Source organism: Rhizobium sp. CRRU65 (assembly GCF_048551595.1).
Taxonomy (GTDB): domain Bacteria; phylum Pseudomonadota; class Alphaproteobacteria; order Rhizobiales; family Rhizobiaceae; genus Rhizobium; species Rhizobium leguminosarum_J.
Genome location: NZ_JBLYZH010000011.1, coordinates 33,512 through 60,267, shown reverse-complemented (window position 1 = coordinate 60,267; position 26,756 = coordinate 33,512). Strand labels below are relative to the sequence as shown.

Below are 26,756 nucleotides of genomic sequence, written 5' to 3'. Positions count from 1 at the left end.
CACCTGCCAGTCAGACAGTCAGATGGCGGCGGGCCTCCGGCGTATCCAGCGTCTCGGCAAGCCCTTCATGCACGATTTCGCCGCGGTCCATGATGTAGACATAGTCGGCAAGCTCGCGGCAGAAATCGAGATACTGCTCGACGAGCAGGATCGCCATGCCTGTGGAGTCGCGCAGGTAGCGGATCGCCCGGCCGATATCCTTGATGATCGATGGCTGAATGCCCTCGGTCGGCTCGTCGAGCACGAGAATCCGAGGCCGCGTCACCATGGCGCGCCCGATCGCCAGCTGCTGCTGCTGCCCGCCGGAAAGATCGCCGCCGCGACGTGACAACATCGACTTCAGCACCGGGAAAAGACTGAAGATGTCATCGGGGATGTTGCGGTCGCGGCGGCCAAGCGGAGCAAAGCCGGTTTCGAGATTTTCCTTGACTGTCAGCAGCGGGAAGATTTCACGCCCCTGCGGCACATAGCCGATGCCCTGCTTGGCGCGGGCAAAGGGCGGCATGCCGTTGAGCTTGGTTTCATTGAAGGTGACGGTGCCGGCCGACAGCGGATGCTGGCCGGTAACGGCGCGCAGAAGAGAACTCTTCCCCACGCCGTTACGCCCCAGCACGCAGGTGATCTTGCCCATCTCCGCTTTGATCGAGATGCCGCGCAGCGCCTGAGCGGCGCCGTAGTGGAGGTTTGCGTTTTCGACTGTCAGCATCGGTTTCCCTTTACATTCAAACTGCTGTCGGAGCAGGCCGCTGCCCCTCATCCGGCTGCCGCCACCTTCTCCCCGCTTGCGGGGAAAAGGGAATATACCGCGACCTGTCCGTCCCTCGTCCACCTCTCGCATGGCACGTCCCCTCGCCCCGTCTACGGGGAGAGGGTTAGGGTGAGGGGCATCCGGCAAACACGACGCTCACCGCCCCAAATAGTTCTCGATGACCTTCGGATCCGAACTCACAAAATCGATCGATCCCTCCGCCAGCACCGATCCTTCAGCAAGGCAGGTCACCTTGACGCCGAGGTCACGGATGAAGCCCATGTCGTGCTCGACGACGACGACCGACCGGGTTTTGGCGATATCCTTGAGCAGGATCGCGGTTTCCGCCGTCTCCGCATCGGTCATGCCGGCCACCGGTTCATCGACGAGCAGAAGCTTCGGCTCCTGCGCCAGCAGCATGCCGATCTCCAGCCACTGCTTCTGCCCGTGCGAGAGATTGGCGGCGAATTCGTCGCGGCGATGCGTCAGCCGCACCGTTCCGAGGATCTCCTCGATGCGCGCCTTGTCCTCGCCGGAAAGCCGGTAGAGCAGCGTCGAGAACACACCACGACGTCGGTTCAGCGCCAGCTCCAGATTGTCCCACACCGTATGGCTTTCGAAGACGGTCGGCTTCTGAAACTTGCGGCCGATGCCGAGCTGAGCGATATCGGCTTCGTCCTTCTTGGTGAGATCGATCGTGCCGTTGAAGAACACCTCACCCTCATCGGGCCGGGTCTTGCCGGTGATGATATCCATCATCGTCGTCTTGCCGGCGCCGTTCGGGCCGATGATGGCGCGGAGTTCACCGGGCTCGATGACGATCGACAGCGAGTTCAGCGCCTTGAAGCCGTCGAAGGAAACCGACACGCCATTGAGATAAAGCACGCTGGTGGGTTTGACGTCGGGGATCATGGCGCTCACTCCGCTGCCTGGATTTTCGGCTCGATACCGTCTTCCTCAGCCGCCGGTGTTCCCGCCTTGGAGACAGGCTTCCGCTTGCCGAGATATTGCGAAATCGTACCGACGACGCCCTTCGGCAGGAACAGCGTGACGGCAACGAAGAGGCCACCGAGCGCGAACAGCCAGAACTCCGGGAAGAGGCCGGTGAAGATCGTCTTGCCGCCGTTGACGAGGATCGCGCCGATGATCGGCCCGATCAGCGTCGCCCGCCCGCCGACCGCCGTCCAGATGACGACTTCGATCGAATTGGCAGGGGCGAACTCGCCCGGGTTGATGATGCCCACCTGCGGCACGTAAAGCGCGCCCGCAATGCCCGCCATCATCGCCGAAACGACGAAGGTGAAGAGCTTGAAATGCTCGACGCGGTAGCCGAGGAAGCGCGTGCGGCTTTCGGCATCGCGCACGCCGACCAGCACCTTGCCGAACTTCGAGCGCACGATCGCCGAGGCGATCAGCAGCGATAGAGCCAGGAAGATCGCGGTTGCTGCAAAGAGGGCTGCACGCGTGCCGTCGGCCTGGACGTTGAAACCGATAATGTCCTTGAAATCGGTAAGGCCGTTATTGCCTCCGAAGCCCATGTCGTTGCGGAAGAAGGCCAGCAGCAGCGCATAGGTCATCGCCTGGGTGATGATCGAGAGATAGACGCCGTTGACGCGTGAGCGGAAGGCAAACCAGCCGAAGACGAAGGCGAGCAGGCCGGGTACGACGAGCACCATCAGCGCCGCAAACCAGAAGTGGTTGAAGCCGTACCAGAACCAGGGCAGATCCTTCCAGTTCAGGAACACCATGAAGTCGGGCAGAACAGGATCTCCGTAGCTGCCGCGCGTGCCGATCTGGCGCATCAGATACATGCCCATCGCATAACCGCCGAGCGCAAAGAAGGCACCGTGGCCGAGGGAAAGGATGCCGCAGAAGCCCCAGACGAGGTCGAGCGCCAGCGCCAGCAGCGCATAGGTCAGATACTTGCCGAACAGCGACATGATATAAGTCGGCACGTGCAGCGGATTGGTCGGCCCCGTCATCAGGTTCAGGACCGGCACGAGGACCGCGACCAGAAGCAGGAGGGCGATGGCAATGACGATCTTGCGATCGAGTGATCGGAGAAGGAAGGCCGTAATCATGCTTCCACCGCCCTTCCTTTGAGTGCGAAGAGCCCGCGCGGACGCTTCTGGATGAAGAGAATGATGAGGACGAGCACCAGGATCTTGCCGAGCACGGCGCCGGCGAAGGGCTCGAGGAACTTGTTGACGACGCCGAGCGACAGTGCGCCGACCAGCGTCCCCCAGAGATTGCCGACACCGCCGAAGACGACGACCATGAAGCTGTCGATGATGTAACTCTGGCCGAGGTTCGGCGAGACATTGTCGATCTGGCTGAGCGCCACGCCCGCGATGCCGGCAATGCCCGAGCCGAGCGCGAAGGTGAAGGCATCGACCCAGCCGGTGCGGATGCCCATCGACGACGCCATGCGCCGGTTCTGCGTAACGGCGCGCATCTGCAGGCCGAAGGCGGACCGTTTGAGCAGCAGGAGCAGCGCCACAAAGACCACCATCGAAAAGACGATGATCCACAGTCGGTTCCACGTGATGGAGAGCCCGCCGAGATCGAAGACGCCGGACATCCAGGTCGGATTGCGGACCTCGCGGTTGGTCGGGCCGAAGCTGCTGCGCACCGCCTGCTGCAGGATCAGCGACACGCCCCAGGTGGCGAGCAGCGTTTCGAGCGGCCGGCCGTAGAGATAGCGGATGACGGCGCGCTCGATCACCAGACCGACGAAGCCGGTAAAGACGAAGGCCGCAGGCACGGCAAAGGCCAGCGAATAATCGGCAAGTTCAGGAAAGGCGGAGGTAATGTATTCCTGCACCACATAGGTGGTGTAGGCGCCGATCATCACCATTTCGCCATGCGCCATGTTGATGACGCCCATGACGCCGAAGGTGATGGCAAGGCCGATCGCGGCAAGCAGCAGGACCGAGCCGAGAGACAATCCGTACCAGATGTTCTGGACGATATCCCACAGCGCCAGGCTGCGATTGATGGAGCTGATATCCGCCTGGATCGCCGGCTTCAGGTCGTCAGGCGCGGTTTCGAGTGTGGTCGTGAGGATGGTCAGCGCATCGCGATTGCCGCGCGCCGCGATCGTATCGATCGCAGCCTTCTTGTCTTCGACGCTAGCATCCGTCTTGAGCAGCAGCACTGCGCGCGCCGCTTCCATCGTATTCTTGATCTTAGCGTCCTTTTCGGCCGCAAGCGCCGAGTTCAGCAGGTCGAGATTGGCGGGATCGGCATCTTTCAGGAGGCCCTGCGCCGCGGCAAGCCGCGCGGAGCGGTCCGGGCTCATCAGCGTCAGCTGGCTGGTGGCGGCGCCGATGACGCCGCGAAGCGCGTTGTTGATCTTCACCTTCGTCATCAGATCCGGATCGACATCGGCAGCGGCTTCGCCGGTGATCGGATCGGAATAGGTCGGTTCGTCATCGGTACCGCCCTGGAGAAGAACCGGGCCGCCATCGGAATTGACGTAGAGAAGGCCGTCGCTCAACTGCTGCAGGATCTGGCTGACATGCGGATCCTTGGAAGCGACCAGCGCCTTGATGGCCGCTTCGCGTTCCGGGAAGTCGCCGACGCCGAGCGCGTCGATAAGCACGTGGATATCATCCTGGGCATGGACTTCGCTCGAGATTATCACGCCCGAAAATGTCAGGCCCGAAAATGTCAGGCAAACCGTGATGAGGAAAATCTTTATGGCGCGATACATCGGCTTTCTCGCCCTTGATAGTGTTGGCCTCGCGGCGCAATCGCTGGGACGGAGCTTCCGCCCGGGATCAAACCCGGACGGAATCCTTCAGGCAATCATCGGATCGGAGTCGTACTCAGGAGCCCTTGCCACCGCACTTGCCCGTAGCGACGTTGAAGTTGCCGCAGGACATCGGCTTGCGCCAATCGGAGATCAGATCCTTGGAGTCAGGCAGGAAATCTGACCATTCGTCGCCGACGACGGCAGGTGTCTGCTGGACGATTTCGAATTGGCCGTCGGCCTGGATTTCACCGATCAGCACCGGCTTGGTGATGTGGTGGTTCGGCATGACGGTCGCATAACCGCCGGAGAGGTTCGGAACGCTGACGCCGATAATGGTGTCGAGAACCTTGTCGGTATCGGTCGTGCCGGCAGCCTGGACGGCCTTAACCCATGCATTGAAGCCGATATACGCAGCTTCCATCGGGTCGTTCGTCACGCGCTTGTCGTTCTTGGTGAAAGCGTGCCAGTCCTTGATGAACTTCTTGTTCGCCGGGCTTTCGACCGACTCGAAGTAGTTCCAGGCAGCGAGATGGCCGACGAGCGGCTTGGTGTCGAGGCCGGCAAGCTCTTCTTCGCCAACCGAGAAGGCGACGACGGGGATGTCGGTTGCCTTGATGCCCTTGTTGCCCAGTTCCTTGTAGAACGGAACGTTGGCATCGCCGTTGATCGTGGAAACGACGGCGGTCTTCTTGCCGGTCGAACCGAATTCCTTGATCTTGGAAACTTCGGTCTGCCAGTCGGAGAAGCCGAACGGCGTGTAGTTGGTCATGATGTCTTCTTTCGGAATACCCTTCGAAATCAGGTATGCCTCGAGAATCTTGTTGGTCGTGCGCGGATAAACGTAGTCCGTACCTTCGAGAACGAAGCGCTTGACGCCTTCTTTTTCCATCAGGTAGTCGACAGCAGGAATGGCCTGCTGGTTCGGAGCAGCACCGGTGTAGAAGATGTTGCGCGAGGACTCTTCGCCTTCATACTGGACCGGGTAGAAGAGGATCGAGTTGGTCTCTTCGAAAACCGGCAGAACGGACTTGCGCGACGAGGACGTCCAGCAACCGAAGACGGCGGCAACCTTGTCCTTCTGGATCAGCTCACGTGCCTTTTCGGCAAATAGCGGCCAGTCGGAAGCCGGGTCGACGACGACGGCCTCGAGCTTCTTGCCGAGAAGGCCGCCCTTCTTGTTCTGCTCGTCGATGAGCATCAGCATGGCGTCCTTGAGCGTGGTCTCGGAGATGGCCATGGTGCCGGAAAGCGAGTGCAGAATGCCGACCTTGATCGTATCGTCGGCGGCAACCGCACCGCTGAAGGCAGCCGAGGCCGCCATGACGGCGCCGAGTGCAGCGCCCGCAATAGTAGTTCTGAGATTCATCTGGTTGAGCCCCTCTTCTTGTTCCGCAACAGGCCGGAAACGGAGATTAACTGTTGCTTAAGGGACTATCGGGTGCTGCAGCGCAAAAACACATACGCAAAATGACGTAGGCGCGGGGGTCAAACAGGCAGGCCAGAGAAGGAAGGGCATCCTCGCAGCAGGGATGCCCTATCTCGATACCGGAAATTATCCGTCGATCGTCAAGGTGACGGATGTCGGGCCATAGGAGAGGCTCGCCTTGTGGCCGGAGACGGTGACCTTGCCGAAGGTGCCGGTCACGGCACCCGCCTTGAGGATTTCGATCTTCGTTCCGGGCGTCGGGGCATAACCGTCGACAAGCGTCACGGCGAGGTCGCCGGCCAGCGCCGCCTTGCCCTCGACGACCAGCGTCCCCGCGCCGTTTGCGCCGAGCGCCGGCTTCGTCGTGGCATTGGCGAGCTGCTGATAGTCGCCGCTCACGGTCAACGGCTTGTCGGCCGCCAGAACGAGCGAGCCACCGTTGACCGTCAGCCCGCCACGACCGAAGGCCGACGACGACAGGGCCACCAGCGCGCCCTCTTCCAGCATGGTGCCGCCGGAATAGCTGTTGGCGCCCGACAGCCCGAGGATGCCGTTGCCACGCTTCACCAGCCTGCCCCTGCCGGTGATGTCGTTCCGCCAGGTGTCGATCGAATTGAACCCGCCCTTTGCCGCGTCCATCGTCACGGTCACGTCCTCTTCGAACGCACCGTAACCGTCGGCGGCGGCAAACAGGTTGAGACGGCCGTAACCTTCCGCATCGTCGAGCAGCGGATAGCCGGAGGCGATCTCCGTCGTCTTCAGCACATCGCGGCGCTGCTCGCCGTCCAGATAGGGCAGACGCGTTTCGAGAAGCGCTTCGGCGCCCTGCGGCACGCGCGCCGGTTGATCGGTCGCATGGATCGTCGGCAGGCCGTAGCTCAGGCGCTGCAGCACGTAGGCGCGATTGGCGTCATGATCGGCGAAACGGTCTGCAGCGAGCGGTGCCGCGTGGGCGGCAACCTCGAGCGCACCCGCATCCGCAACGCCTGATTTGGCGACGAGCCATGACTGCGCCTGGGCGTAGGCATCGCTCTTCAGCGCCGCATTGTCGGCCTTGTTCAGATTGTAGACGACCGTGGCGGTGCCGAGCATGCGGCCGCCCATCACGTCGAGCGGAGAATGCATGCCGGCGAGAATACGGTCTTCACCCAGCTCGCTGGCGCGCGTGATCATTTCCTGAAAGCGCTGCGGCACGAGATAGGCCATGGCGAGCGCATCCCGCCAGGCTTCCGCGGTATGCCCGCTCGGGAAACCACCATCCTCGACCGGCTTGCCGCTCTTGGCGGGCTCCAGCGTCGGGACGACCGACACGTCCTGGCTCCAGCGGTAGGGACGGCCATATTTGAAATAGCGTTTTGCGGGCTCCGTCGAGCCGTCACCGCTTGCGGCGTTGATGAAGTCGATTGCAAGGCCCATGTCGGGATTGGCATCGGTCTTGTTTTCCGTGTCCGGCTTGCGGCCGGCGCCGCGATTGTTGCCCTTGTCGTCATATTTGGCCGTCGTCGCGTCGGCCGCCACCTCGGTGATCGTGGTGGTCTGCTTCGAGCCGGCCTTCCAGGCATCCGTCAGCGGACCGAGGCCATCGACGATGCTGGCATTCTTGCCGCGCCGATCGTCGAGATAGGCGGCGACGGCCTGATCGGCCGTCCGCGCCCGCGTTGCTTTGACGACATAGGCGATGTTGGCGTCATGGACGGCCTGGTTGAGGATATGGCCGTCGGTCTTGCTGGAAGGAATGCCGTCCCAATCCGTCTTGGCGACCGCCGGGCAATTATCCTTGGCCGGGGCTTCGACACCCGCATCGACGAAAGGCGTGCGCGGGGTCCAGATTTCCAGGAAGCCGGAGAGGAGGTGAACGGCAGCGTTGGTGTCCACCGTCGAGAAGCAGGCGTCACCGCGTTTGTTGGTGTTTCCGGCCAGCGCATAAGGCGATTTCGCCGCCGTGGTCTGCTCGGCGCCGGCAAGCGAGGGCACGATGGAAAGGAGGCAGACGAGGGCGGTGCTCAGGCGGCAAAAGCTTAAAACAGACATGGTGATACCCGAAATGGTTGAACGAACGCCGGAGAGTTAGAGCTGTTATGTGAAAGATCAATTGCAAAAATATTGCCATTCTGTGAACCAGTCGGTGCCCGCCTCTTGCCTTTCCCATCCATCCCGCCAAAACTGCCGAAGAGACGATGAGCCCAACCGGAATGCCGGAAAGGAAGACATGGCAGCGCGCCAACGCATCATTCCGGTAAGACGCGAATATAATCGCTGGGTCGCCAACCAGACGCTGGAAGATTATGCGCTGCGCTTCACTGCCAAGAGCGCCCGCCATTTCTCCTCACAGCGCATCTCGCAGACGGCGATCGGCGCAATCTCCTTCCTGGCGCTGGAGGCGATCGGCGGCGCGATCACGCTTTCCTACGGCACCACCAACGCCTTTTACGCCATTATCGTCGCCTCGATCGCCATGCTGGCGATCGGCCTGCCGATCAGCCGCTACGCCATCCGCCACGGCGTCGACATCGATCTGCTGACACGCGGCGCGGGCTTCGGCTATATCGGCTCGACCATCACCTCGCTGATCTATGCGAGCTTCACCTTCATGCTGTTTGCGATCGAGGCTTCGATCATGTCCGGGGCGCTGGAGCTCACCCTCGGCATCCCGCTCTGGATCGGCTACATCATCAGCGCCGTCATGGTGATCCCCCTGGTGACACACGGTGTGCGGCTCATCAGCAAGTTCCAGCTGATGACCCAGCCCTTCTGGATAGTGCTGAATATCCTGCCCTTCATCTTCATCGCCCTGCTGGACTGGGAAAAATTCGATCTCTGGCGCGCCTTTGCCGGCATCCGCCATGCCTCCGGCCCGCCCGGCACCGTCGCCGAGTTCGATCTCGTGGAGTTCGGCGCCGCCTCGGCCGTCATCCTGGCGCTGATGTCGCAGATCGGCGAACAGGCCGACTTCCTGCGCTTCCTGCCGCCGGACCCGCAGCGCAAGTGGCGCCACCGCCTGGCGATCTTTCTCGCCGGCCCCGGCTGGGTCATCATCGGCGCGCCGAAGTTACTTGCCGGTTCATTTCTGGTCGTGCTGACCTTCACCTCGGGCGTCCCCCTCGATCGCGCCGCCGACCCGGCGCAGATGTATCTGACCGCCTTCGGCTACATGGTCCCCTGGCACAATGCCGCGCTGCTGTTGATGGCGGCCTTCGTCGTCGTCTCACAGCTGAAGATCAATGTGATGAACGCCTATGCAGGTTCGCTCGCCTGGTCGAACTTCTTCTCGCGCCTGACCCACAGCCATCCCGGCCGCGTCATCTGGCTGGTCTTCAACGTCGCGATTGCCCTGCTTTTGATGGAACTTGGCATCTACCGGCTGCTGGAGGAGACGCTCGGCATCTTCTCGATCATCGCCATGGCCTGGCTCTGCACGATCTCCGCCGATCTCTTCATCAACAAGCCGCTGGGGCTGGCTCCCCCCGGCATCGAGTTCAAGCGCGCACATCTCTACGACATCAACCCGGTCGGCCTCGGCGCCATGACGCTATCGGCGACGGTGTCGCTGATTGCCCATTTCGGTGCCTTCGGCGAGATCGCCGCCTCGCTCGCTCCCTATATTACCCTCGTCGTCGCGCTGGTCGCCTCGCCTTTCATCGCCTGGGCAACGAAAGGCAAGTTCTATCTCGCCCGCAAGCCGCGCCAGAGCTGGAAGAACCTGACGAACATCACCTGCTCGGTCTGCGAGCATCCCTTCGAGCCGGAGGATATGGCCTGGTGCCCGGCCTATGCCGCGCCGATCTGCTCGCTCTGCTGCTCGCTCGACAGCCGCTGCCACGACATGTGCAAGCCGGCCGCCCGTTTCAATGCGCAGGTCGGCACCGTCGCCAAGGTGCTGCTGCCTGAAACCATCATCGAGAAGCTGACGACGCGCCTCGGCCGCTACGGCATCGCCGTCGTGCTGGCGTTGACCGCCATCGGCGCGATCCTGGCGATGATCGCCCATCAGGTCGCCTCCGCCTCCCCTGAGACGGCCGAGGTCGTCAACCGCACCATCTTCATCGTCTTCTTCGTCTTCTCGGTGATCGCAGGCGTCGTCTGCTGGTTCTATGTGCTCGCCCATGACAGCCGCGTCGTTGCCGAGGAGGAATCCTCGCGCCAGAACACGCTGCTGCTCAAGGAAATCGCCGCCCATAAGAAGACCGACGCTGCCCTGCAGAACGCCAAGGAAACGGCCGAGGCCGCCAACCGCGCCAAGAGCCGCTATGTCGTCGGGCTCAGCCATGAATTACGCACGCCGCTGAACGCCGTGCTCGGCTACGCCCAGATCCTCGAACGCGACGAGACCATTCCGGCGCCGCGCCAGTCCTCGATCAAGGTCATCCGCCGCAGCGCCGAACACCTCTCCGGGCTGATCGACGGCCTGCTCGATATTTCCAAGATCGAAGCCGGCCGCCTGCAGGTCTATTCCAACGAGATCAACATCCAGGATTTCCTCGACCAGATCGTCGATATGTTCCGGCCACAGGCGCAGGCAAAGGGGCTCGCCTTCATCCATGAGCGCGCGCCGGCCTTGCCGCAATTCGTCCGCACCGACGAAAAGCGCCTGCGCCAGATTCTCGTCAACCTGCTCTCCAATGCCATCAAGTTCACTGACGAGGGCAGCGTCACCTTCGATGTCGGCTATCGCAGCCAGGTCGCGACCTTTACCGTCGCCGATACCGGCCGAGGCATCACCGAGAAAGACCTGCCCCGCATCTACGAACCCTTCCAGCGCGGCGAGGCCGAAAGCGTGCGGCCAATGCCGGGGCTCGGCCTCGGCCTCACCATCACCCGGCTTCTGACCAACACGCTCGGTGGCGAGATCTCGGTTTCAAGCGTGAAGGACGAAGGCTCGACCTTCCGCGTCCGGCTGATGCTGTCCGCCGTCATGCGCGCCGTGGCCGCAGCGCCGCAGGAGAAGCGCATCGTCGGTTATGACGGCCCGCGCCGCACGATCGTCGTCGTCGATGATAACGAGGACCACCGCGAGATGATGCGCGAGATCCTGGCGCCGCTCGATTTCATCGTGCTGACGGCAGCAGGCGGCGGCGAATGCCTGACGCTGATCGAGGGCATCATGCCGGATCTTTTCCTCGTCGATATTCTGATGCCCGGCATGAACGGCTGGCAGCTCGTCTCGCGTCTGCGCGAGGCCGGACAGACAGCGCCGGTGCTGATGCTGTCGGCCAATATCGGTGATGCGGCAGTTCTCAGCGACAGTGACGACAGCCACAACGATGCGATCGGCAAGCCGGTCGACATCCGCCAGCTGCGCGACAAGCTCGCCCTGCATCTTGGCCTGGCATGGATCTATGCCGATGCCACACCAGCCGTTCCTGTCAAGATCGAAGCGCCGATGCTGAGCCCAGGTGCTGCCCATGTGCAAGAATTGCTGCGGCTCGGCGAGATCGGCTATATCAGAGGCATCGAAGCCAAGCTTTCGGACCTTGCCAAGGTGGAGGCAAATCAGCCATTCACGGAGGAACTTCGCGCCTATGTCGCCGCCTTCGATCTCGCCGGCTTCATGACCTTCCTGCACGACTTCGACGAAAAGGTGGAATCCATTGGCTGAGCCGGCCCTCCCCCGCGACATCGTTCTGCTGGTCGACGACTCGGCCGAAGCTCTCGGCTTCATGACTGACGCGCTCGAACAATCCGGCTTCTCCGTGCTGATCGCCACATCGGGTACGGCGGCACTTGGTATCGTCGAGCGCATCACGCCCGATCTCATCCTGCTCGACGCGGTCATGCCCAGCATGGATGGCTTCGAGACCTGCCGCCGGCTGAAGGCGAATGCCGCGGTAGCGCAGGTGCCTGTCGTCTTCATGACCGGCCTGACCGAGACCGAGCATGTCGTGCACGCGCTGGAATCGGGCGGCGTCGATTATCTCAGCAAACCGATCAACATCGATGAACTGCGCGCCCGCATCCGCGTCCATCTGCGCAACGCTCGCTCGGCCCAAAGCGCCCGCATCGCCCTGGACGCGGCCGGCCGCCATCTGCTGGCAGTCAAGGGCGACGGCGCCATCCACTGGTCAACGCCGCAAGCTACACGTCTGGTCAATGCCGCCATGGGCAGCGACGACGGCATGGAAATCGTCGTCCGCCATATCGCCGGCTGGATGCGCGACCGCGTCGCCGCGGTGCGCGACGGCATCATCTCGATCGCCCATGCCGGCCAGGCGGCGCTGCAGCTCGCCTTCCTCGGCGCAATCGGCCCTGACGAATATCTCTTCCGCCTCACCGCCGCCAGTCAGCGCAGCGACGACGAGGTGCTGCGCCAGCGCTTCTCACTCACCCAGCGCGAATCCGAAGTGCTGCTCTGGATCGCCAAGGGCAAGGCCAACCGCGACATCGGTGAAATATTGGGACTGTCGGCGCGGACGGTGAACAAACACCTCGAACAGATTTACGTGAAGCTCGGCGTCGAGAACCGCGCCTCGGCCGCCGTGAAAGCCACGCATGTGCTGTACGAGATGTAAGATGGTGTTGGAGGCTAGAACAGGATGATTTTAGGCCTGTTCGGCCTAAAATCTGAATCCTGTTCTAAATTAAATAGTTAGAGCATGATGTCGTCCGAAAACCGCTCACACTTTTCGGCATCATGCTCTAGGCGCTAAACCACCCGATCCGGCACATCTCTGCCCTCGAAAAACGCCGTCACGTTGTCAACCACCTTCATACCCATGGCGGTCCGCGTCTCTTCCGTGGCGCTGCCGAGATGCGGCAGCACCATAACGTTCTCCATCCGCCGCAGCGCCTCCGGCACATCGGGTTCCGCCTCGTAGACGTCAAGCCCGGCGCCGCGGATCGTGCCCGCCTCGAGCGCTGCAATCAGCGCCGCCTCATCCACCACGTCGCCACGCGCCGTATTGATGAGAAAGGCGCCCGGCTTCATCGCCGCAAGCCGCGCCGCATTCATCAGGTGCCGGTTCTCTGCTCCACCTGGGCAATGCAGCGAGACGAAATCGGCCACCGCGAGCACAGCCTCGATCGTCGGCAGTTGCCGCGCGGCGTAACGCGCCGCCTCAGCCGGATTGATCGGTGAGCGGTTGAAGAACACCACATCCATGCCGAAGCCGAATTGGCAGCGTTGCGCGAAGGCCTTGCCGATCCGGCCGAAACCGATAATGCCGACCGTCTTCCCCGTCACCTTGGTGCCGACCATATGCGTCGGGCACCAGCCCTTCCATTCACCAGCGCGTAGCTGCCGCTCGCCCTCACCGCCACGCCGGGCAACGGAGAGCAGCAGCAGCATGGCGATATCGGCCGTGCAGTCGGTCAGCACGCCCGGCGTGTTTGTGACCGCAATGCCTCTCTCCTTGGCAGCGGATATATCGATGTGATTGTAGCCGACGCCGAAATTGCCAAGGATCTTGGTGACAACAGGCACGCCGTCGAAGACGGCGGCGGGCAACCGATCGGAAACCGTCGGCAATACGGCTTCAAAGGTCGAGAGCGCCAGCCGCAGCTCGTTTTCAGCGAGCGGGATATCGTCACGATTGAACGTCACATCGAAACGTTCAGCAAGGACGGTTTCCACCGTGGCTGGCCAGCGCCGGGTGACGAGAATGCGGGGTTTGGACATGGACGGTTCCGCTCGATGCTTCAAAACGATGCCAAGAGTTAGACCAGCCAGGCGAAAATTGAAACGCCCGCAAAAAGAAAGAAGCCCGGTCGGAACCGGGCTTCGATAATCATGTCCCATAAAGGGGAGCGAGGCTTACATGCCCTGCGGGAAGTAGCTGTACTTGCCGTCCGGACCCTTCTTCCATTCGTACATGATGTAGCCAGGAATCTTCGGGTCGCCCTTTTCGTCGAACGAAATGTCGCCGAGAACGGTCGGGAACGGGCCCTTTTCCTTCATGGCCTTGGCAACGGCCTCAGGATCCAGCGAACCGGCAGCCTTGGCGGCTCCGGCGATCGTCTGCATCGCAGCGTAGGAATAGAGCGTGTAGGCTTCCGGATTGAAACCAGCGGCCTTGAACTTTTCGACGAGTTCCTTGTTCGCAGGGTTCGCCGTCGGATCCGGGCCGAAGGTGTTAAGCGTACCGGCAACGGCGTCGCCAGCGATCGAGGCCAGTTCGTTCGAAACGATACCGTCGCCCGAAACCAGCGTCGCCTTCAGGCCCTGGTCGGCCGCCTGGCGGATGATGAGACCGGCTTCGGTGTGCAGACCACCCCAATAGATGATCGAGACGCCGGCTTCCTTCATCTTGGCGATGAGTGCCGAGAAGTCCTTGTCGCCGACATTGATGCCTTCGTAAATGACTTCGGTGACGCCGGCGGCGTTCATAGCCTTCTTGGTTTCGTCGGCAAGGCCCTGACCGTAAGGGGTCTTGTCGTGAACGACAGCGATCTTGGCGTCCTTGAAGTGATCGGCAAGATACTTGCCGGCGATGGCACCCTGCTGGTCGTCACGGCCGCAGGTGCGGAACGTGTTCCAGAGGCCCCGTTCCGTGAAGGTCGGGTTCGTCGCGGCCGGGGTGATTTCGAGGATGCCGTTTTCGGCATAGACTTCCGAAGCCGGGATCGAAACGCCCGAGTTGAAGTGGCCGATGACGAACTTGACGCCGTCAGCGGCGAACTTGTTGGCGACCGAAATGCCCTGCTTCGGGTCGGAGACGTCGTCGCCGAGCTCGATCTTGATCTGCTCGCCGTTGATGCCGCCAGCCGCGTTGATGTCGGCGGCTGCCTGTTCGGCACCCTTCTGGAGCTGAGCGCCGAATGCGGCGTTCGGTCCAGTCAGTGGACCAGCGACAGCGATGAGAACGTCGGCCCACGCGTTGCCGCTGAAGGCGACCATCGCCGTCAGAGCCACTGCCGACAGAAGAGACTTCTTCATATTATTACTCCCAATTTTTGGGCGGGTTCCGGTCCAAGGCCCAGCGCACTACCCACCATTGACTGCGCCAGGAAAGCTGTTCCACTCGGAAGGCAATTCATGCCTAGTTTCAACGGACTGTCAATGTTTGTCCTTCCACGAAAACGCGGAAGTTTTTTCGTACAGCCAGTAATAGTTGTTAACCATCTGATTGGTGCGGCGGTAACGGAAGCCGGCCGTAGAGAACACCAACAGCGTCACAAAGTCGAGGATATAGTAGAAGGCGTTGAGCATCGGCCCATTGAACAGGGCATGATGCAGGAACTGCATCGCCCAGGCGAGCAGGAATGTATAGACGATGACCAACGGATAGTCGGCCCAGCCTTCGGCAACCGCTTTGCCGGCGCGCCAGGCCGTCCAAAAGCCTAAGAGCAAGACGATGACACGGATCGCCACAAGGGGGCCGGCATCCGCTTCGAAGAAAAGTCCCTGCATGTCAAACTCTCCTTTCCACCTAGTGTCTTCCGCCTTCGAGATAGGCGGCGCGGACCTCGGGATTGGCAAGAAGCTCCTTGCCGGAGCCGCTCATCGTCACCTTGCCGTTCACCATCACGTAGGCGCGGTGAGAAAGCCTGAGGGCGGCGAATGCGTTCTGCTCGACGAGGAAAACGGTCAGCCCCTCCGCCTCGTTGAGCTTTTTGATCGCCTCGAAGATGCCCTTGACGATCAGCGGCGCGAGACCGAGCGAGGGTTCGTCGAGAAGCAGCAGCTTCGGGCGCGCCATCAGCGCGCGGCCGATCGACAGCATCTGCTGTTCACCGCCCGAAAGTGTTCCGCCCCGCTGGGCGTGACGTTCCTTGAGACGCGGGAAGAGCGTGAAGATCTTCTCGACGTCTTCGGCGAAGTGTTTCAGATTGTCGAGGCCAGCGCCCATCTGAAGGTTTTCCAGAACCGTCATGCGCGGGAAGATGCGGCGGCCTTCCGGTGACTGTGCAATGCGCAGACGGGCGATTTCATGCGTCGGCATGTGGGTGATGTCGCGGCCCTCGAAGACCACCGAACCGGTGCGGGCCTGCGGGCTGCCGCAGATCGTCATCATCAGTGTCGACTTGCCGGCGCCGTTGGCGCCGATCAGGCTGACGATCTCGCCCTTGTTGACGTGGACATCGACGCCGGCCAGCGCCCGGATATTGCCGTAATAGGTTTCGACGCTATTCACCTGAAGGAGCGGTTGACCCGTCATTACTTCATCGCCCATCAGTTTGCGCCTCCCTCGAGCTGCTCGACGGCTGCGATCACCTCTTCCACTTCTTCATCCTCGACACCGAGATAGGCCGCGATGACCCGCGGATCGTTCTTCACGTGATCCGGTGTGCCATCGGAAATCTTCTGACCGTATTCGAGGACGACGACGTGGTCGGAGATTTCCATGACCACGGACATGTCGTGCTCGATCAGAAGGATCGACGTTCCGGTTTCGGCGCGAATGCTCTTCAGCAGTGCGTTGAGCGTTGCCGATTCCCGTGGGTTGAGGCCGGCAGCCGGTTCATCGAGGCAGAGCAGCTCCGGACCGGTGCACATGGCGCGGGCAATTTCGAGACGCCGCTGGGCGCCGTAGGGCAAATCGCCGGCGGGGTCGTCGGCGCGGTCGATCAGATCGGCCTTCTCGAGCCAGAAACGGGCGAGTTCGATTGCCGCAGCCGCTTCCCGCCTGTAGGGGCCGACACCGATAAGGCCGAGGATCGTATAACCCGATGCCTTCATCAGCTTGTTGTGCTGGGCAACCAGAAGGTTTTCGAGAACGGTCAGGCCGGAGAACAGCCGGATGTTCTGGAAGGTGCGTGCGACCTTGGCTTCCCTGGTGATGCGAAAGTCCGGCAGGCGCTCCAGCAGGTATTGCTTGCCGCTCTTCTGGTTGAACGTGATCATGCCCATCGTCGGCTTGTAGAAGCCGGTGATGCAGTTGAAGACGGTGGTCTTGCCGGCGCCGTTCGGCCCGATCAGCGCGGTGATATCGCCACGCTTGGCTTCGAAGGAGAAGTCGTTGATGGCCATCAGGCCGCCGAACTTCATCGACAGGTGTTCGACCTTGAGAAGAGTGTCGTCAGACATCGTATTCGTTACGGGGCTCATCAACCATGCCCCTCCTTGATGAAGCTTCCGGATATCGCCTTGCGCTCTCTGAGGAAGGCTGTCGGCTCACGCGAGCCGACGAAGCCGCGCGGCTTGAACAGCATGACGACGACCATGGCGAGGCCGAAGATCAGCATGCGGTAGAGTTCCGGCGTAAAGTCGGGTCCGAAGATGAGTTTTAGGAAGTCCATGCTGCGCAACAACTCGGTGCCGCCGACCATGACGATCGCGGCAATCGCGATGCCGGTCAACGAACCCATGCCGCCAAGAACGACGATGGCGAGAATGACGGCCGATTCCAGGAAGACAAAGGATTCCGGCGAGACGAAGCCCTGCCGGGCGGCGAAGAACGAGCCGGCGAAACCGGCAAACATCGCGCCCGTCGCAAAGGCGGTCAGCTTGGTCGTCACCGTGTTGATGCCGAGCGAACGGCAGGCGATCTCGTCTTCGCGCAAAGCTTCCCAGGCGCGTCCAATCGGCATGCGGCGTAGCCGGATGGTGACATAGGCCGTCAGCATGCAGAGCATCAGAATAAGATAGAAAAGGAAGATCTTGTAGTAGGCCGAGGAGGGCGGCAGGTGAAAGAGCTTGGCAAAACCGCCGGCCGTCGCATCGAAAGGAATGCCGAAGAGTGTTGCCTTCGGGATGCTCGATATACCGAAGGTGCCCCTCGTCACGTCAGTCCAGTTGATGAGGACGAGACGAATGATTTCACCGAAGGCAAGCGTCACGATGGCGAGGTAATCGCCGCGCAGGCGCAGCACCGGGAAGCCGAGAATGACGCCCCAGAGTGCCGCGAAGATGCCCGAAAGCGGCAGCAGCACCCAGAAGGATAGGCCGAAATAGCTCGAAAGCAGCGCGTAGGAATAAGCGCCGACGGCATAGAAGGCGACGTAACCGAGGTCGAGCAGGCCGGCGAGGCCGACGACGATGTTCAGCCCCCAGGCGAGCATCACATAGATCAGGATCTGGATGCCGAAATTGTCGACATATGTCAGCGAGCCCTGAGGGCCTTTGATCGCCACCACCACCATGGGATAAAGCAGCAGCGCGATCAGCGCGATCTTCAGGAAATGCCGGTGGAAGAAGCTCTTCTCGGTTGAGATGTCGAGTTCGCCCTGTCTCGCCTTTGCCAGCTTGCGGCTGTCGAGATGCGGCCGCAGGAAAACCACTGTGGCGAAGCGGCCGATGGCGGCGACCGCGACGAAGATCGCAAGCAGGCCCCAGCGCTGGACGATGATCAGCTCGTTGCTGATGTTCTGGTCGGTCTTGAGGCCGACATAGAGAACGAACATGCCGAACGACAGGACGGCGGCGAAAAGAGCTTCGGTAAGGCCTTTGCGGACAAGTCCGGCATCGGGCTTGCCTGCAGAATTTTCAATGTTTGCCATGACGTTATACCTTCTCGACTTCCGGCCGCCCGAGGATGCCGGTCGGCTTGAAGATCAACACGAAAGCCAGGATCGCAAAGGTCGCGACGTCTTTGTAGGCGATGGTGAAGTATGCCGACCACAGCGACTCGATAAGGCCGATAAGCAGGCCGCCGAAGACGGCGCCGGGTAACGAACCGATACCGCCGAGAACGGCTGCCGTGAAGGCCTTCACACCAGGCGTGAAGCCGTCGTTAAACGAGGCGACGCCATAATACATCAGGTACATCGTGCCGGCGACGGCTGCGAGAGCCGCACCCATAACGAAAGTGATCGAGATCGTCTGGTCGACGTTGACGCCGAGCAGCGCCGCCATCTTGCGATCCTGCTCTGTAGCGCGCTGGGCACGGCCGAGTGCGGTGCGGTTGACGATGTACCAGAAGATCGTCAGCAGCACTGCCGTGATCACGATGATGATAATCTGTTTCAGCGACACCGAGATGTTGCCGAACTGGTAGACCGTGCTCACCATCGGTGGAATCGGCTTGTTGCGCGGGCCCTGCGTCACCTGGATGAAGTTGGACAGCGTGATCGACATACCGATCGCGGTAATCAGCGGCGCCAGGCGGAAGGAACCGCGCAGGGGACGGTATGCGACGCGCTCAATCGTCCAGTTCCACAAACTCGTCATCAACATCGCGACAACAAGCATCGCCAGCAGCAGAACGGCCACCGGGAGACCTGCGAAGATGGATGTGAGGACGAGGAAGACGATAAGAGCGGCGAAACCACCAAGCATGAAGATGTCGCCATGGGCGAAATTGATCATGCCGATAATGCCGTAAACCATCGTATAGCCAATAGCCACGAGGCCATAGATGGATCCGAGCGTCAGCCCGTTTAAGAGCTGCTGGACGAAATACTCCATATGTCGTTTTCCCCTGGATGCGAGCCGAAAATGCTGCATCTCTTTTTGGTTCTTCAGTTCTCCGTTTCAGAGAACCTCATAGGCCGAATGCATAGCGGTTTCGTTGGAAATGTGAAGACAAAAAGGATTTACTTCGACAGATTCTTGTCTGAACAGGCCTAAATGGCGCGTTTTGAACCAAAATCCACAGAAAAACGGCAGAGCAGGGCCTATTTTTAGCCAGAAACCGCCACTGGGTTAACCGTCCGGAGATGTCGCCGTCGATTTCCTGCGCCGCTTGCTGCGTAAGCTATTCCACAGAATTGGACAATGGAGCAAATTCAGACCCCAAGGCAGCTTCTTTGACGAATGCCATTTCACGAGCGATGCCCGCTTCTTCGTCTGACAAGGCTGAAAATTTATGGTAGCATCATCAGGCATTGTATTGGGGGATGCGGAGCATGACGGGGAACACCATATAACTTGAGTATCTGGTTGTGACAGGGATGGTTTGCGGACGAGCGACAGCGGGGTGCTCGCCGCGTGGCGAACGGCAAAAGGACGATGCTGAGGACATTTGAAAAGGCGGCGCTCGAAGCCGGCAGGGCCATCATCACGGTCCTGCGCGAAGGCTTCCCCGTCGCCATGAAGGCGGATGCAAGTCCGGTCACGGTCGCCGACGAGGAGGCCGAGCGCATCATCCTCGCGCATCTCGCCAGAGACTATCCCGAAATACCCGTCGTGGCGGAAGAATCGGTCGCCGCTGGCAAAGTGCCCGACATCGATGGCCGAGGCTTCTTCCTGGTCGACCCTCTCGACGGCACCCGTGAATTCGTCGACGGACGGCAGGAGTTCACCGTCAACATCGCCTATATCGAGAACGGCGCCCCGATTGCCGGCATCGTCTATGCGCCGGCGCTGGGGCTTGCCTTCTCCGGAGAACGCGGCCACGCCGAAAGGCTCGTCGTCATGGACGATTTCACGGTTGGCGCACGCAGCGCGATCACGGTGCGCGAGCAGCCGGACGACAGGCTGGCGCTTGCAAGCCTTCGCCACAACAGCCCGGAGACTGGAAGCTTCCTCGCCGATCAAGCGATCTTCAAATGCACCAATATCGGCTCCTCGCTGAAATTCTGCCTGCTGGCCGAAGGCAAGGCCGACGTCTATCCGCGTTTCACCCGCACGATGGAGTGGGACACCGCAGCCGGCGATGCGGTGCTGCGCGCAGCCGGCGGTTCGACGGTGACTCTGGACGGGACGCCACTGACCTACGGCAAAACGGGAACGGCCGCCGATTTCGACTTCGCCAACCCGAACTTCATCTCCTGGGGCGGCAGGAAACGCGTCCTCGAACCGGCGTAACCACCCGCGGGAATCGCTGAAGACCGGCAAGCGGCAAATCCTTTGCATCGCCGCCACGTGTTCAGGCCCGCCGCTACGATCCGCGGTCGACCTCATGCATGCACACCCCAACTGAGCGAGCCGCCTCCCCTCAAAGCGTGCCACGATCCTATTTCTAGCTGTGAAGTGATTCGCGTTATCGGGCCTGATTGAGCGATTCGGGCTGCGAATTCATTGCCCTGCATCTTTTCAAGACGCCGCGCGCCATCAATCCTGCCTTGATTTTGTCACATTTCGGCACGGCTTCGACGATGATCGATATCTTCATCAGAAAAATTTCGCATCGTCTTTCGTTAAGAAATACGCTTAAGAGCCACGGCCCACGTGTCGAATCGGCACGTCGCCAGCCTGCGGCGAACCCCTCCAAAGGCCTAAAAACTTTGACAAAATTCCAATTATTAACGAAATATCATGAGCTTGCCTCAACTTAACGCAATTGCGAAAGATTTGCTGCGATGCGATATTTCTCTGGACACCATTACACAATTGTCGCATTTTTCCGTTTTAGTAGGGTTACCAAGACCTAAGTGCAGCCCTGGTGACAGGGTAAACCATTGATCGCCTTTTGCCGCCGCGCCCCCTCGAAGACAACAGAGTACGATCCTTGAGCATCACGGAACTAAACAACAGCATTTCGACAGAGTCCTTCCGGCCGAGCCGCCGCCAGCAGCCGAGCCTGAAGATCCAGACCCCTGTTATCCACAGCGATGCGCCGCAGGCGCCGTTGCTGGATCTGGTCCTGAAGCGGGCGTTCGACATTGTTTCGTCGTTGAGCGCCCTCCTCGTCCTCGCCCCTTTCCTTCTGTTCGTCGCCCTGCTGATCAAGATCGACAGCCCGGGGCCGGTGCTCTTCAAGCAGACCCGCTGGGGCAAGAACTGCAAGGCCATCAAGGTCTACAAGTTCCGTTCCATGCGCACCGACCTCTGCGACGTCTCCGGCGTTGCCCAGACGGTAATGAACGATCCGCGCGTCACGCGCATCGGCGCCATTCTGCGCCGTACGAATGTCGATGAGTTGCCGCAGTTGCTGAACGTGCTGCTGGGCCACATGTCGGTCGTCGGTCCGCGCTGCCATGCGATCGGCATGCGCGCCGGCGGCGTGCTCTACGAAGAACTCGTACCGGAATATCATCAGCGCCATGCGATGCGTCCCGGCATGACGGGTCTTGCCCAGATGCGCGGCCTGCGCGGCCCGACCGATCGTCCGGCCAAGGCGCGTGCCCGCATCGCCAGCGATCTCTACTATGTCGGGAATTTCTCGATCTGGATGGATATGCGCATCGTTGCCGGAACCGTCGTGTCGGAGCTGACCCGCGGAAAAGGCTTTTAAAGCGCGTCGCGATCTTTCAGATCGGCTCCTCGCGCTTTCGGTCGTTGTTTTCACGCATGTCGCGCAAACCGATGCACACTTTGCGCGACATGCTGCCAAGCTTTAGCTTTGTGAGAAAGGACCGGCTGCCTCAGAGCAGCCGGTACCGGAATGCTCCGGCGACCGTCATGCGGCTGACCGAATCGAGCTTGCACATCGCGCTCTTCAGATAACCCGCCACCGTATGCGACGAGAGATCGAGAATGATTGCGATCTCGTCGCTGCTCTTGCAGACAGCGCCGCTCGTCTTTTTAGACGCGCAAAGGACGCTGTAGCACTTTGAATTGCTGCGTGATTCCCTAAATCAATTCGTGGCAGGCATTCGATTTCGCGCCGGGTGAGCGTCTCCAAGGGACCATCCTCCACGCTGCCGCTACGCGAAACCTTATCCAGAAGCTCCATGCAGCCGGAGAGCAGCGCCATCGCCTGCTCTCGCGTGGGCATAGGACAGCTGCCTGAAAAGGCGAAGGTGTATTGTTTCAGGTCAGCATCATGCTGCGCGAAGGCGAAGGTATTCTTCAGCCCGTGCATCTGAAAGAGCCTGTCGAGTTTGCGGTTTTCCTGATTGGCGGCGCTGCCCGCAAAAGACCCCTCCTCGCAGAAGACCGGCATGATCGCCCGCTTCATCGCGGTCACCAGTCTGCCGCAATAGAAGAGATCGGCAGCGTAATAAAAGCCGACAAGGCTTTGCAGCCAATTGCTGATCAACCGGTTTTCGGCGAAATCCGTGCGGTCGCCCCGCGGGAAAGCCGAGAGCAGATAGAAATCGAAGCCCACAAGCTTCGCCATCACCCCGAGCCGTTCCTTACCGTCGTTAAACGAAACCCCGACGCCATCGGCCTGCGAAGGCGAAAATGCAGCATCCTCAGCGCAGTCGCCGACTGCGCGTCCACGTCTTTTCATCTTTGTATCCTCGTATAGCCAGCTTCGGCTCAGCCTTGCTGCCGGCGGCGAAAAGTTCGCGTCGGGGCATCAGCAAAGACGGCTTCTTCGCCGCATCCCGAGGACACGAAGCCTCAAAAGCGCGAACTGGACCGATACAGCGGGACGAACGTAGACGACGTCTTGCGCTCATTCTTTGTTGCCGCACGTATCAGATCATCCCGGGAAATCAGCTAATATTTATTCCGCATGGCTCCCATGCGGGCGCTGCAAATTGACGTAGCAGCATGCCGCTGCCCGACGTCACCAGCCGGGCGGGCGTCTAAATTTGTTATCAAAGTCTTACGATGGGTTTAGGCAATTTTTAAATGTGGCAGGCTAGAGTGGGGTTCGTGGTCTTGCGTTGTGTAGAGAGTCCAATGACCGAAATGATACGTCCCCGAGTAAAATATGTCATCGGCCCCGATGGCAGCCCCCTGACGATCGCGGATCTTCCGCCGCCCAATACGCGGCGCTGGGTGATTCGCCGGAAGGCAGAGGTTGTCGCGGCTGTTCGCGGTGGCTTGTTGAGCTTGGAAGAGGCCTGCGAGCGTTACACGCTCACGGTCGAAGAATTCCTCTCCTGGCAGTCGTCGATCAACAGCCACGGTCTTGCCGGCCTGCGCACCACGCGCATCCAGCAATATCGTCACTGATCACACCCCAGCATTGACGACATTTATTTCGGGCCGGACGCATCTCCCGTTAGGGAATGAAGAAGGCCCGAAATCATTGACGAGGCTGCGTAGCACCAAAGGCCCGGCTGCGTGAATGCATCCGCCAGCCCCGTCGTCTTCGCCGCCGCAATGACGATCGCGACCAGCAGCACATCCATCATCGACCACTTGGACAGATGCGGTACGACGCGACGATAGAACAGGCTGCCGGCCCCACCGCCGGCGGCCGTCGCTTCCGCGGTGATCCCCATCGCCTCCACGGTGATGCCGACCATCTTCAGAAACGGGAGCAGGATCGAAACCAGGGCGACGATTGCCGCCAGCAGCCCGTCCCCGCCTTGCCATAGCGAGACGATGATTTCGATCAGCGACGGCGTCTTGTCGAAAAAATACAGCGTCTCGAAACGGACCAGCGGCAAGACGAGACCGAGCGCCAGGAAGAACGGCGCGGCCACGAGAAGCACGGGGCGAGCCATCGAAAGCGCACTCATTGCCCTGAATCTCTTATCGATCCGACATTTTGCATGAACACTCTGTCTCCTGCCTGTATTGCCTCTACGGCTTGGCACGACCGCGCTGCCATGTCACGGTCCGCAAAGACAATATCCGTTACGAGGAAAGACAATGGACATTCGAAGTGAGGAAGGCGCCTCCGGCGGCCGCTATGCGGCCGAGGTCGAAGGGCAAGAGGCGGAGATGACCTATTCACGCACATCGCCGAAGCTCGTCATCATCGATCACACGGCCGTTCCCGATGCGCTGCGCGGAAAAGGTGTCGGCCAGGCACTGGCGCTCCACGCCGTGGAGGCAGCCCGCACCGGCGGCTGGAAGATCATCCCGCTCTGCCCTTTCTTCAAGGCGCAGGCGCAACGCCATACGGAATGGAAGGATGTCGTGAATTAATGCATGTCGCCCAAAAACGCACAGCGCGCTTTGGGACAGGACATGCATAAGACAAATCGTCCCTGCGGGGGACGAATCTCGTTTCCCATGGGAGCGACGCATAAGGCAAACACCAAAAGCCATGTATAACGGACAGCGCGCCCATCATACATGGCTTCTCAGTGGCGATCCCAGGGCGCCAAAGCCGGCACCCAGCCGTTTCTGTTACGCCCTTGCTCTGGCGCCGCCGTCACGCTCTTCCAGCGCTGTGGCCCTTGCATATTCCGCCTGCATCTCCTCGAGCGCCATTTCCAGCGTCTCTTCCTGCATCTTCAGTTCCTTGATCGAAACCTGCAGGTTGTCGGCCCGCTGACGCGCGGCCTTGGCGAAGGTCGGATAAGCAAAGTGATTCGGGTCGGAAATACCGGACTTCTTTTCCTCGACGACGATCTGGCTCTCCAGATCCTTCGTCATCCGTTCGAATTCGGACATCATCATCTGCAACTGCTGCAACTGACGTCGTTTTTCGTTCACCTGAAATTCCTTCAGGCGAACGAGACTTTCTCGCGACTTCATACGCATTACTCCCGTGATGCGAGACCCCGGCTCAACTTGAAACCGCCCTGCGCGCCGCTTTGACACGGTTTGCTAAAAAATTTCCTGCGATATTAACAAATACCTACCGCTGGTAACCTTTCGTTTACGGGCATCGTTAATGATAGGCCCGATGATTTAAGGGTCGGTAAATGCCGCGGCATTAAGTTCGAACCTTTTCATTGGCGAGTCGGATGAATCACTTAGCGCTGTTTCCTAATGTTAAAGTTGAGAAGCACCTTTTTGAGATTCCTATTGGAAAACAGAGAAATGGAAAAATTGTTTAATAAATTCGATACTCCTTGCCAGAGTGAATTAGAATTTGTTAACCATTTCGTGGCAGCTTTCAAATCACGTAGCGTGTTCGGTATCGTGTAGGGGGCCAGACCACCTTTCGGCGGCGGTAAAGGGGATAATTATGCGGGTACTTCTAATCGAGGATGACAGCGCGACGGCGCAGAGCATCGAGTTGATGCTGAAATCAGAGAGTTTTAATGTTTATACCACCGATCTCGGTGAAGAAGGCGTCGATCTGGGCAAGCTGTATGATTATGACATCATCCTTCTCGATCTGAACCTGCCCGACATGTCCGGATATGAAGTGCTTCGCACTCTTCGTCTGTCCAAGGTCAAGACACCGATCCTCATCCTGTCGGGCATGGCCGGCATCGAAGACAAGGTTCGCGGCCTCGGTTTCGGCGCTGACGACTACATGACCAAGCCGTTCCACAAGGACGAGCTCGTCGCCCGCATCCACGCCATCGTCCGTCGCTCCAAGGGCCACGCCCAATCGGTCATCATGACCGGCGAACTGATCGTCAACCTCGATGCCAAGACGGTCGAAGTCGGCGGCCAGCGCGTCCACCTGACGGGTAAGGAATATCAGATGCTGGAGCTGCTTTCGCTCCGCAAGGGCACTACCCTCACCAAGGAAATGTTCCTGAACCACCTCTACGGCGGCATGGACGAACCGGAACTGAAGATCATCGACGTCTTCATCTGCAAGCTCCGCAAGAAGCTCGCCAACGCTGCAGGCGGCGCCAACTACATCGAGACCGTCTGGGGCCGTGGTTACGTTCTTCGCGAGCCGGATGGTGCCGAATACGCCGAAACCGCCTGATATTTTTTTCCGATCCCCCTTATCGGACAAACGAAGATCCCGCCTTTCGGCGGGATTTTTCGTTTCTGCCTGCGCATTAAGAATCCGCCCTCACCTTAGGCCGGATCGGCCTGAAATCTTCTGTTCTTTCGATCAAGGAAATAGCGTGGGGCGGCCGAAACCGCTTGCACGCGGCATCATGCTCCGGTGGTGCCGATATCAGCGGAAGAGATCTGTCCGTCAGGCGGCGATCGCGCGGTTTCCGAAAACGGCGGTCAGGATCTTACGATCGAACGGCTTCAGCAGGAAGTCGGTAGCACCGGCCCGTTTGCCCGCCATCAGTTTCTTCAGATCCGCCTCGACGACGCAATAATAAATCTTGACCTCTTTGCCGCCTTCCATGGCACGGATGGCGGCGATGAGGTCGAGGGCGCCTTCCATGCCGGAATCGACGATCAGATATTCCGGCAGCTCCGCCTGGCAGCGCTGCAGCGCTTCGCCGGCGTTGGAGGCTTCGCTGACGAGAAAGTCGAGTTCGGAGAGAATGCGCTTGCCGACCTTACGGACGATGTCCGAATTATCGGTGATCATGAACCTTTGCATGGCCGCTCCTTTGCCCCCGCA

Annotated in this window: 24 protein-coding genes and 1 pseudogene; 8 read left to right on the top strand and 17 right to left on the bottom strand. The window is 60.3% G+C overall.

The features are described 5' to 3' along the window. Positions 1-10 precede the first annotated feature (10 nt). The 6 genes from urtE to ACM5SV_RS21695 form a co-directional block, all read right to left on the bottom strand. Complete coding sequence (urtE, locus tag ACM5SV_RS21720) at positions 11-706, bottom strand: urea ABC transporter ATP-binding subunit UrtE (RefSeq protein WP_128406856.1); 696 nt, start codon at positions 704-706, stop codon at positions 11-13. Positions 707-904: 198 nt separating this feature from the next. After that, on the bottom strand, positions 905-1,660 hold the full coding sequence (gene urtD / locus ACM5SV_RS21715; RefSeq protein ID WP_003561960.1) for an urea ABC transporter ATP-binding protein UrtD: 756 nt from the start codon (positions 1,658-1,660) through the stop codon (positions 905-907). A 5-nt stretch (positions 1,661-1,665) separates the two neighbouring features. Continuing rightward, positions 1,666-2,829, bottom strand: a complete 1,164-nt coding sequence (gene urtC / locus ACM5SV_RS21710; RefSeq protein WP_128406857.1) for an urea ABC transporter permease subunit UrtC — start codon at positions 2,827-2,829, stop codon at positions 1,666-1,668. Then, the gene (urtB, locus tag ACM5SV_RS21705; RefSeq protein WP_128406858.1) at positions 2,826-4,463 is read right to left on the bottom strand and encodes an urea ABC transporter permease subunit UrtB; all 1,638 of its coding nucleotides are present in this window, start codon (positions 4,461-4,463) and stop codon (positions 2,826-2,828) included. Before urtB ends, urtC begins: the two co-directional genes overlap by 4 nt. A gap of 115 nt (positions 4,464-4,578) precedes the next feature. Next, positions 4,579-5,871 carry an urea ABC transporter substrate-binding protein gene (urtA, locus tag ACM5SV_RS21700; RefSeq protein WP_012758691.1) on the bottom strand — a complete coding sequence of 431 codons (1,293 nt, stop codon included), beginning with the start codon at positions 5,869-5,871 and terminating at the stop codon, positions 4,579-4,581. A gap of 186 nt (positions 5,872-6,057) precedes the next feature. Next, positions 6,058-7,962, bottom strand: coding sequence for an acid phosphatase (locus ACM5SV_RS21695; RefSeq protein ID WP_128406859.1), 1,905 nt, complete (start codon positions 7,960-7,962; stop codon positions 6,058-6,060). Positions 7,963-8,140: 178 nt separating this feature from the next. Here ACM5SV_RS21695 and ACM5SV_RS21690 point away from each other — a divergent pair, with 178 nt between their 5' ends. Next, the gene (locus tag ACM5SV_RS21690; protein WP_113546109.1) at positions 8,141-11,527 is read left to right on the top strand and encodes an ATP-binding protein; all 3,387 of its coding nucleotides are present in this window, start codon (positions 8,141-8,143) and stop codon (positions 11,525-11,527) included. Then, positions 11,520-12,437 (top strand): DNA-binding response regulator, encoded by a 918-nt coding sequence (locus ACM5SV_RS21685; protein WP_113546110.1) that lies wholly within the window; start codon positions 11,520-11,522, stop codon positions 12,435-12,437. The genes ACM5SV_RS21690 and ACM5SV_RS21685 overlap by 8 nt, the downstream gene beginning before the upstream one ends. A 134-nt stretch (positions 12,438-12,571) precedes the next feature. Here ACM5SV_RS21685 and ACM5SV_RS21680 read toward each other — a convergent pair whose 3' ends face one another. From ACM5SV_RS21680 to ACM5SV_RS21650, 7 genes are all read right to left on the bottom strand, one after another. Next, positions 12,572-13,543 carry a 2-hydroxyacid dehydrogenase gene (locus tag ACM5SV_RS21680; RefSeq protein WP_222015848.1) on the bottom strand — a complete coding sequence of 324 codons (972 nt, stop codon included), beginning with the start codon at positions 13,541-13,543 and terminating at the stop codon, positions 12,572-12,574. 135 nt (positions 13,544-13,678) lie between these two features. Then, positions 13,679-14,800: a branched-chain amino acid ABC transporter substrate-binding protein gene (locus ACM5SV_RS21675; protein ID WP_003542332.1), complete on the bottom strand. Its 1,122-nt coding sequence runs from the start codon at positions 14,798-14,800 to the stop codon at positions 13,679-13,681. A gap of 120 nt (positions 14,801-14,920) precedes the next feature. Next, complete coding sequence (locus tag ACM5SV_RS21670; protein ID WP_003561969.1) at positions 14,921-15,274, bottom strand: DUF6867 family protein; 354 nt, start codon at positions 15,272-15,274, stop codon at positions 14,921-14,923. 19 nt (positions 15,275-15,293) lie between these two features. After that, entirely contained in the window at positions 15,294-16,037 is a 744-nt protein-coding gene (locus ACM5SV_RS21665) for an ABC transporter ATP-binding protein (protein ID WP_012758696.1), read from the bottom strand. Beyond that, a complete protein-coding gene (locus tag ACM5SV_RS21660; RefSeq protein WP_012758697.1) occupies positions 16,037-16,912 on the bottom strand; it encodes an ABC transporter ATP-binding protein in 876 nt (291 codons plus the stop codon). Before ACM5SV_RS21660 ends, ACM5SV_RS21665 begins: the two co-directional genes overlap by 1 nt. Continuing rightward, positions 16,912-18,303, bottom strand: coding sequence for a high-affinity branched-chain amino acid ABC transporter permease LivM (gene livM / locus ACM5SV_RS21655; protein WP_017994972.1), 1,392 nt, complete (start codon positions 18,301-18,303; stop codon positions 16,912-16,914). Before livM ends, ACM5SV_RS21660 begins: the two co-directional genes overlap by 1 nt. 4 nt (positions 18,304-18,307) lie before the next feature. Then, positions 18,308-19,210: a branched-chain amino acid ABC transporter permease gene (locus ACM5SV_RS21650; RefSeq protein ID WP_003561974.1), complete on the bottom strand. Its 903-nt coding sequence runs from the start codon at positions 19,208-19,210 to the stop codon at positions 18,308-18,310. Between the two features lie 543 nt (positions 19,211-19,753). On the opposite strand from ACM5SV_RS21650, the gene cysQ reads away from it, so the two are divergent. The 3 genes from cysQ (at position 19,754) to ACM5SV_RS21635 (ending at position 21,920) form a co-directional block, all read left to right on the top strand. Next, entirely contained in the window at positions 19,754-20,551 is a 798-nt protein-coding gene (gene cysQ / locus ACM5SV_RS21645; RefSeq protein ID WP_012758699.1) for a 3'(2'),5'-bisphosphate nucleotidase CysQ, read from the top strand. A gap of 188 nt (positions 20,552-20,739) precedes the next feature. Continuing rightward, positions 20,740-21,021, top strand: a complete 282-nt coding sequence (locus ACM5SV_RS21640; protein ID WP_157628340.1) for a hypothetical protein — start codon at positions 20,740-20,742, stop codon at positions 21,019-21,021. Positions 21,022-21,194: 173 nt separating this feature from the next. Continuing rightward, complete coding sequence (locus ACM5SV_RS21635) at positions 21,195-21,920, top strand: sugar transferase (RefSeq protein ID WP_017994975.1); 726 nt, start codon at positions 21,195-21,197, stop codon at positions 21,918-21,920. A 130-nt stretch (positions 21,921-22,050) separates the two neighbouring features. Here ACM5SV_RS21635 and ACM5SV_RS21630 read toward each other — a convergent pair. Further along, positions 22,051-22,862: pseudogene (locus ACM5SV_RS21630) on the bottom strand (DNA-binding protein). A 398-nt stretch (positions 22,863-23,260) separates the two neighbouring features. Here ACM5SV_RS21630 and ACM5SV_RS21625 point away from each other — a divergent pair. Then, positions 23,261-23,536, top strand: coding sequence for a DUF1153 domain-containing protein (locus ACM5SV_RS21625; RefSeq protein WP_007533628.1), 276 nt, complete (start codon positions 23,261-23,263; stop codon positions 23,534-23,536). Positions 23,537-23,559: 23 nt separating this feature from the next. Here ACM5SV_RS21625 and ACM5SV_RS21620 read toward each other — a convergent pair whose 3' ends face one another. Next, positions 23,560-24,126 (bottom strand): paraquat-inducible protein A, encoded by a 567-nt coding sequence (locus tag ACM5SV_RS21620; protein WP_017994976.1) that lies wholly within the window; start codon positions 24,124-24,126, stop codon positions 23,560-23,562. Positions 24,127-24,181: 55 nt separating this feature from the next. On the opposite strand from ACM5SV_RS21620, the gene ACM5SV_RS21615 reads away from it, so the two are divergent. Continuing rightward, positions 24,182-24,460 (top strand): GNAT family N-acetyltransferase, encoded by a 279-nt coding sequence (locus tag ACM5SV_RS21615; protein ID WP_222015847.1) that lies wholly within the window; start codon positions 24,182-24,184, stop codon positions 24,458-24,460. A 204-nt stretch (positions 24,461-24,664) separates the two neighbouring features. Here ACM5SV_RS21615 and ACM5SV_RS21610 read toward each other — a convergent pair whose 3' ends face one another. Further along, positions 24,665-25,015, bottom strand: coding sequence for a hypothetical protein (locus ACM5SV_RS21610; RefSeq protein WP_003542353.1), 351 nt, complete (start codon positions 25,013-25,015; stop codon positions 24,665-24,667). Between the two features lie 436 nt (positions 25,016-25,451). On the opposite strand from ACM5SV_RS21610, the gene ctrA reads away from it, so the two are divergent. Continuing rightward, positions 25,452-26,153 (top strand): response regulator transcription factor CtrA, encoded by a 702-nt coding sequence (gene ctrA / locus ACM5SV_RS21605; RefSeq protein ID WP_003542362.1) that lies wholly within the window; start codon positions 25,452-25,454, stop codon positions 26,151-26,153. 219 nt (positions 26,154-26,372) lie between these two features. Here ctrA and ACM5SV_RS21600 read toward each other — a convergent pair whose 3' ends face one another. Further along, positions 26,373-26,735, bottom strand: a complete 363-nt coding sequence (locus ACM5SV_RS21600) for a response regulator (RefSeq protein WP_003542364.1) — start codon at positions 26,733-26,735, stop codon at positions 26,373-26,375. Positions 26,736-26,756: the final 21 nt, after the last annotated feature.

Bases quoted from the DNA above. Each gene is read 5' to 3' on its own strand.
- ACM5SV_RS21610 (WP_003542353.1), bottom strand. From the start codon at position 25,015: ATGAAGTCGCGAGAAAGTCTCGTTCGCCTGAAGGAATTTCAGGTGAAC.
- ACM5SV_RS21670 (WP_003561969.1), bottom strand. From the start codon at position 15,274: ATGCAGGGACTTTTCTTCGAAGCGGATGCCGGCCCCCTTGTGGCGATC.
- ACM5SV_RS21690 (WP_113546109.1), top strand. From the start codon at position 8,141: ATGGCAGCGCGCCAACGCATCATTCCGGTAAGACGCGAATATAATCGC.
- ACM5SV_RS21650 (WP_003561974.1), bottom strand. From the start codon at position 19,210: ATGGAGTATTTCGTCCAGCAGCTCTTAAACGGGCTGACGCTCGGATCC.
- livM (WP_017994972.1), bottom strand. From the start codon at position 18,303: ATGGCAAACATTGAAAATTCTGCAGGCAAGCCCGATGCCGGACTTGTC.
- ctrA (WP_003542362.1), top strand. From the start codon at position 25,452: ATGCGGGTACTTCTAATCGAGGATGACAGCGCGACGGCGCAGAGCATC.
- urtA (WP_012758691.1), bottom strand. From the start codon at position 5,871: ATGAATCTCAGAACTACTATTGCGGGCGCTGCACTCGGCGCCGTCATG.
- ACM5SV_RS21615 (WP_222015847.1), top strand. From the start codon at position 24,182: ATGGACATTCGAAGTGAGGAAGGCGCCTCCGGCGGCCGCTATGCGGCC.
- ACM5SV_RS21680 (WP_222015848.1), bottom strand. From the start codon at position 13,543: ATGTCCAAACCCCGCATTCTCGTCACCCGGCGCTGGCCAGCCACGGTG.
- ACM5SV_RS21625 (WP_007533628.1), top strand. From the start codon at position 23,261: ATGACCGAAATGATACGTCCCCGAGTAAAATATGTCATCGGCCCCGAT.
- cysQ (WP_012758699.1), top strand. From the start codon at position 19,754: ATGCTGAGGACATTTGAAAAGGCGGCGCTCGAAGCCGGCAGGGCCATC.
- ACM5SV_RS21695 (WP_128406859.1), bottom strand. From the start codon at position 7,962: ATGTCTGTTTTAAGCTTTTGCCGCCTGAGCACCGCCCTCGTCTGCCTC.
- urtD (WP_003561960.1), bottom strand. From the start codon at position 1,660: ATGATCCCCGACGTCAAACCCACCAGCGTGCTTTATCTCAATGGCGTG.
- ACM5SV_RS21660 (WP_012758697.1), bottom strand. From the start codon at position 16,912: ATGAGCCCCGTAACGAATACGATGTCTGACGACACTCTTCTCAAGGTC.
- urtE (WP_128406856.1), bottom strand. From the start codon at position 706: ATGCTGACAGTCGAAAACGCAAACCTCCACTACGGCGCCGCTCAGGCG.
- ACM5SV_RS21675 (WP_003542332.1), bottom strand. From the start codon at position 14,800: ATGAAGAAGTCTCTTCTGTCGGCAGTGGCTCTGACGGCGATGGTCGCC.
- urtC (WP_128406857.1), bottom strand. From the start codon at position 2,829: ATGATTACGGCCTTCCTTCTCCGATCACTCGATCGCAAGATCGTCATT.
- urtB (WP_128406858.1), bottom strand. From the start codon at position 4,463: ATGTATCGCGCCATAAAGATTTTCCTCATCACGGTTTGCCTGACATTT.
- ACM5SV_RS21600 (WP_003542364.1), bottom strand. From the start codon at position 26,735: ATGCAAAGGTTCATGATCACCGATAATTCGGACATCGTCCGTAAGGTC.
- ACM5SV_RS21665 (WP_012758696.1), bottom strand. From the start codon at position 16,037: ATGGGCGATGAAGTAATGACGGGTCAACCGCTCCTTCAGGTGAATAGC.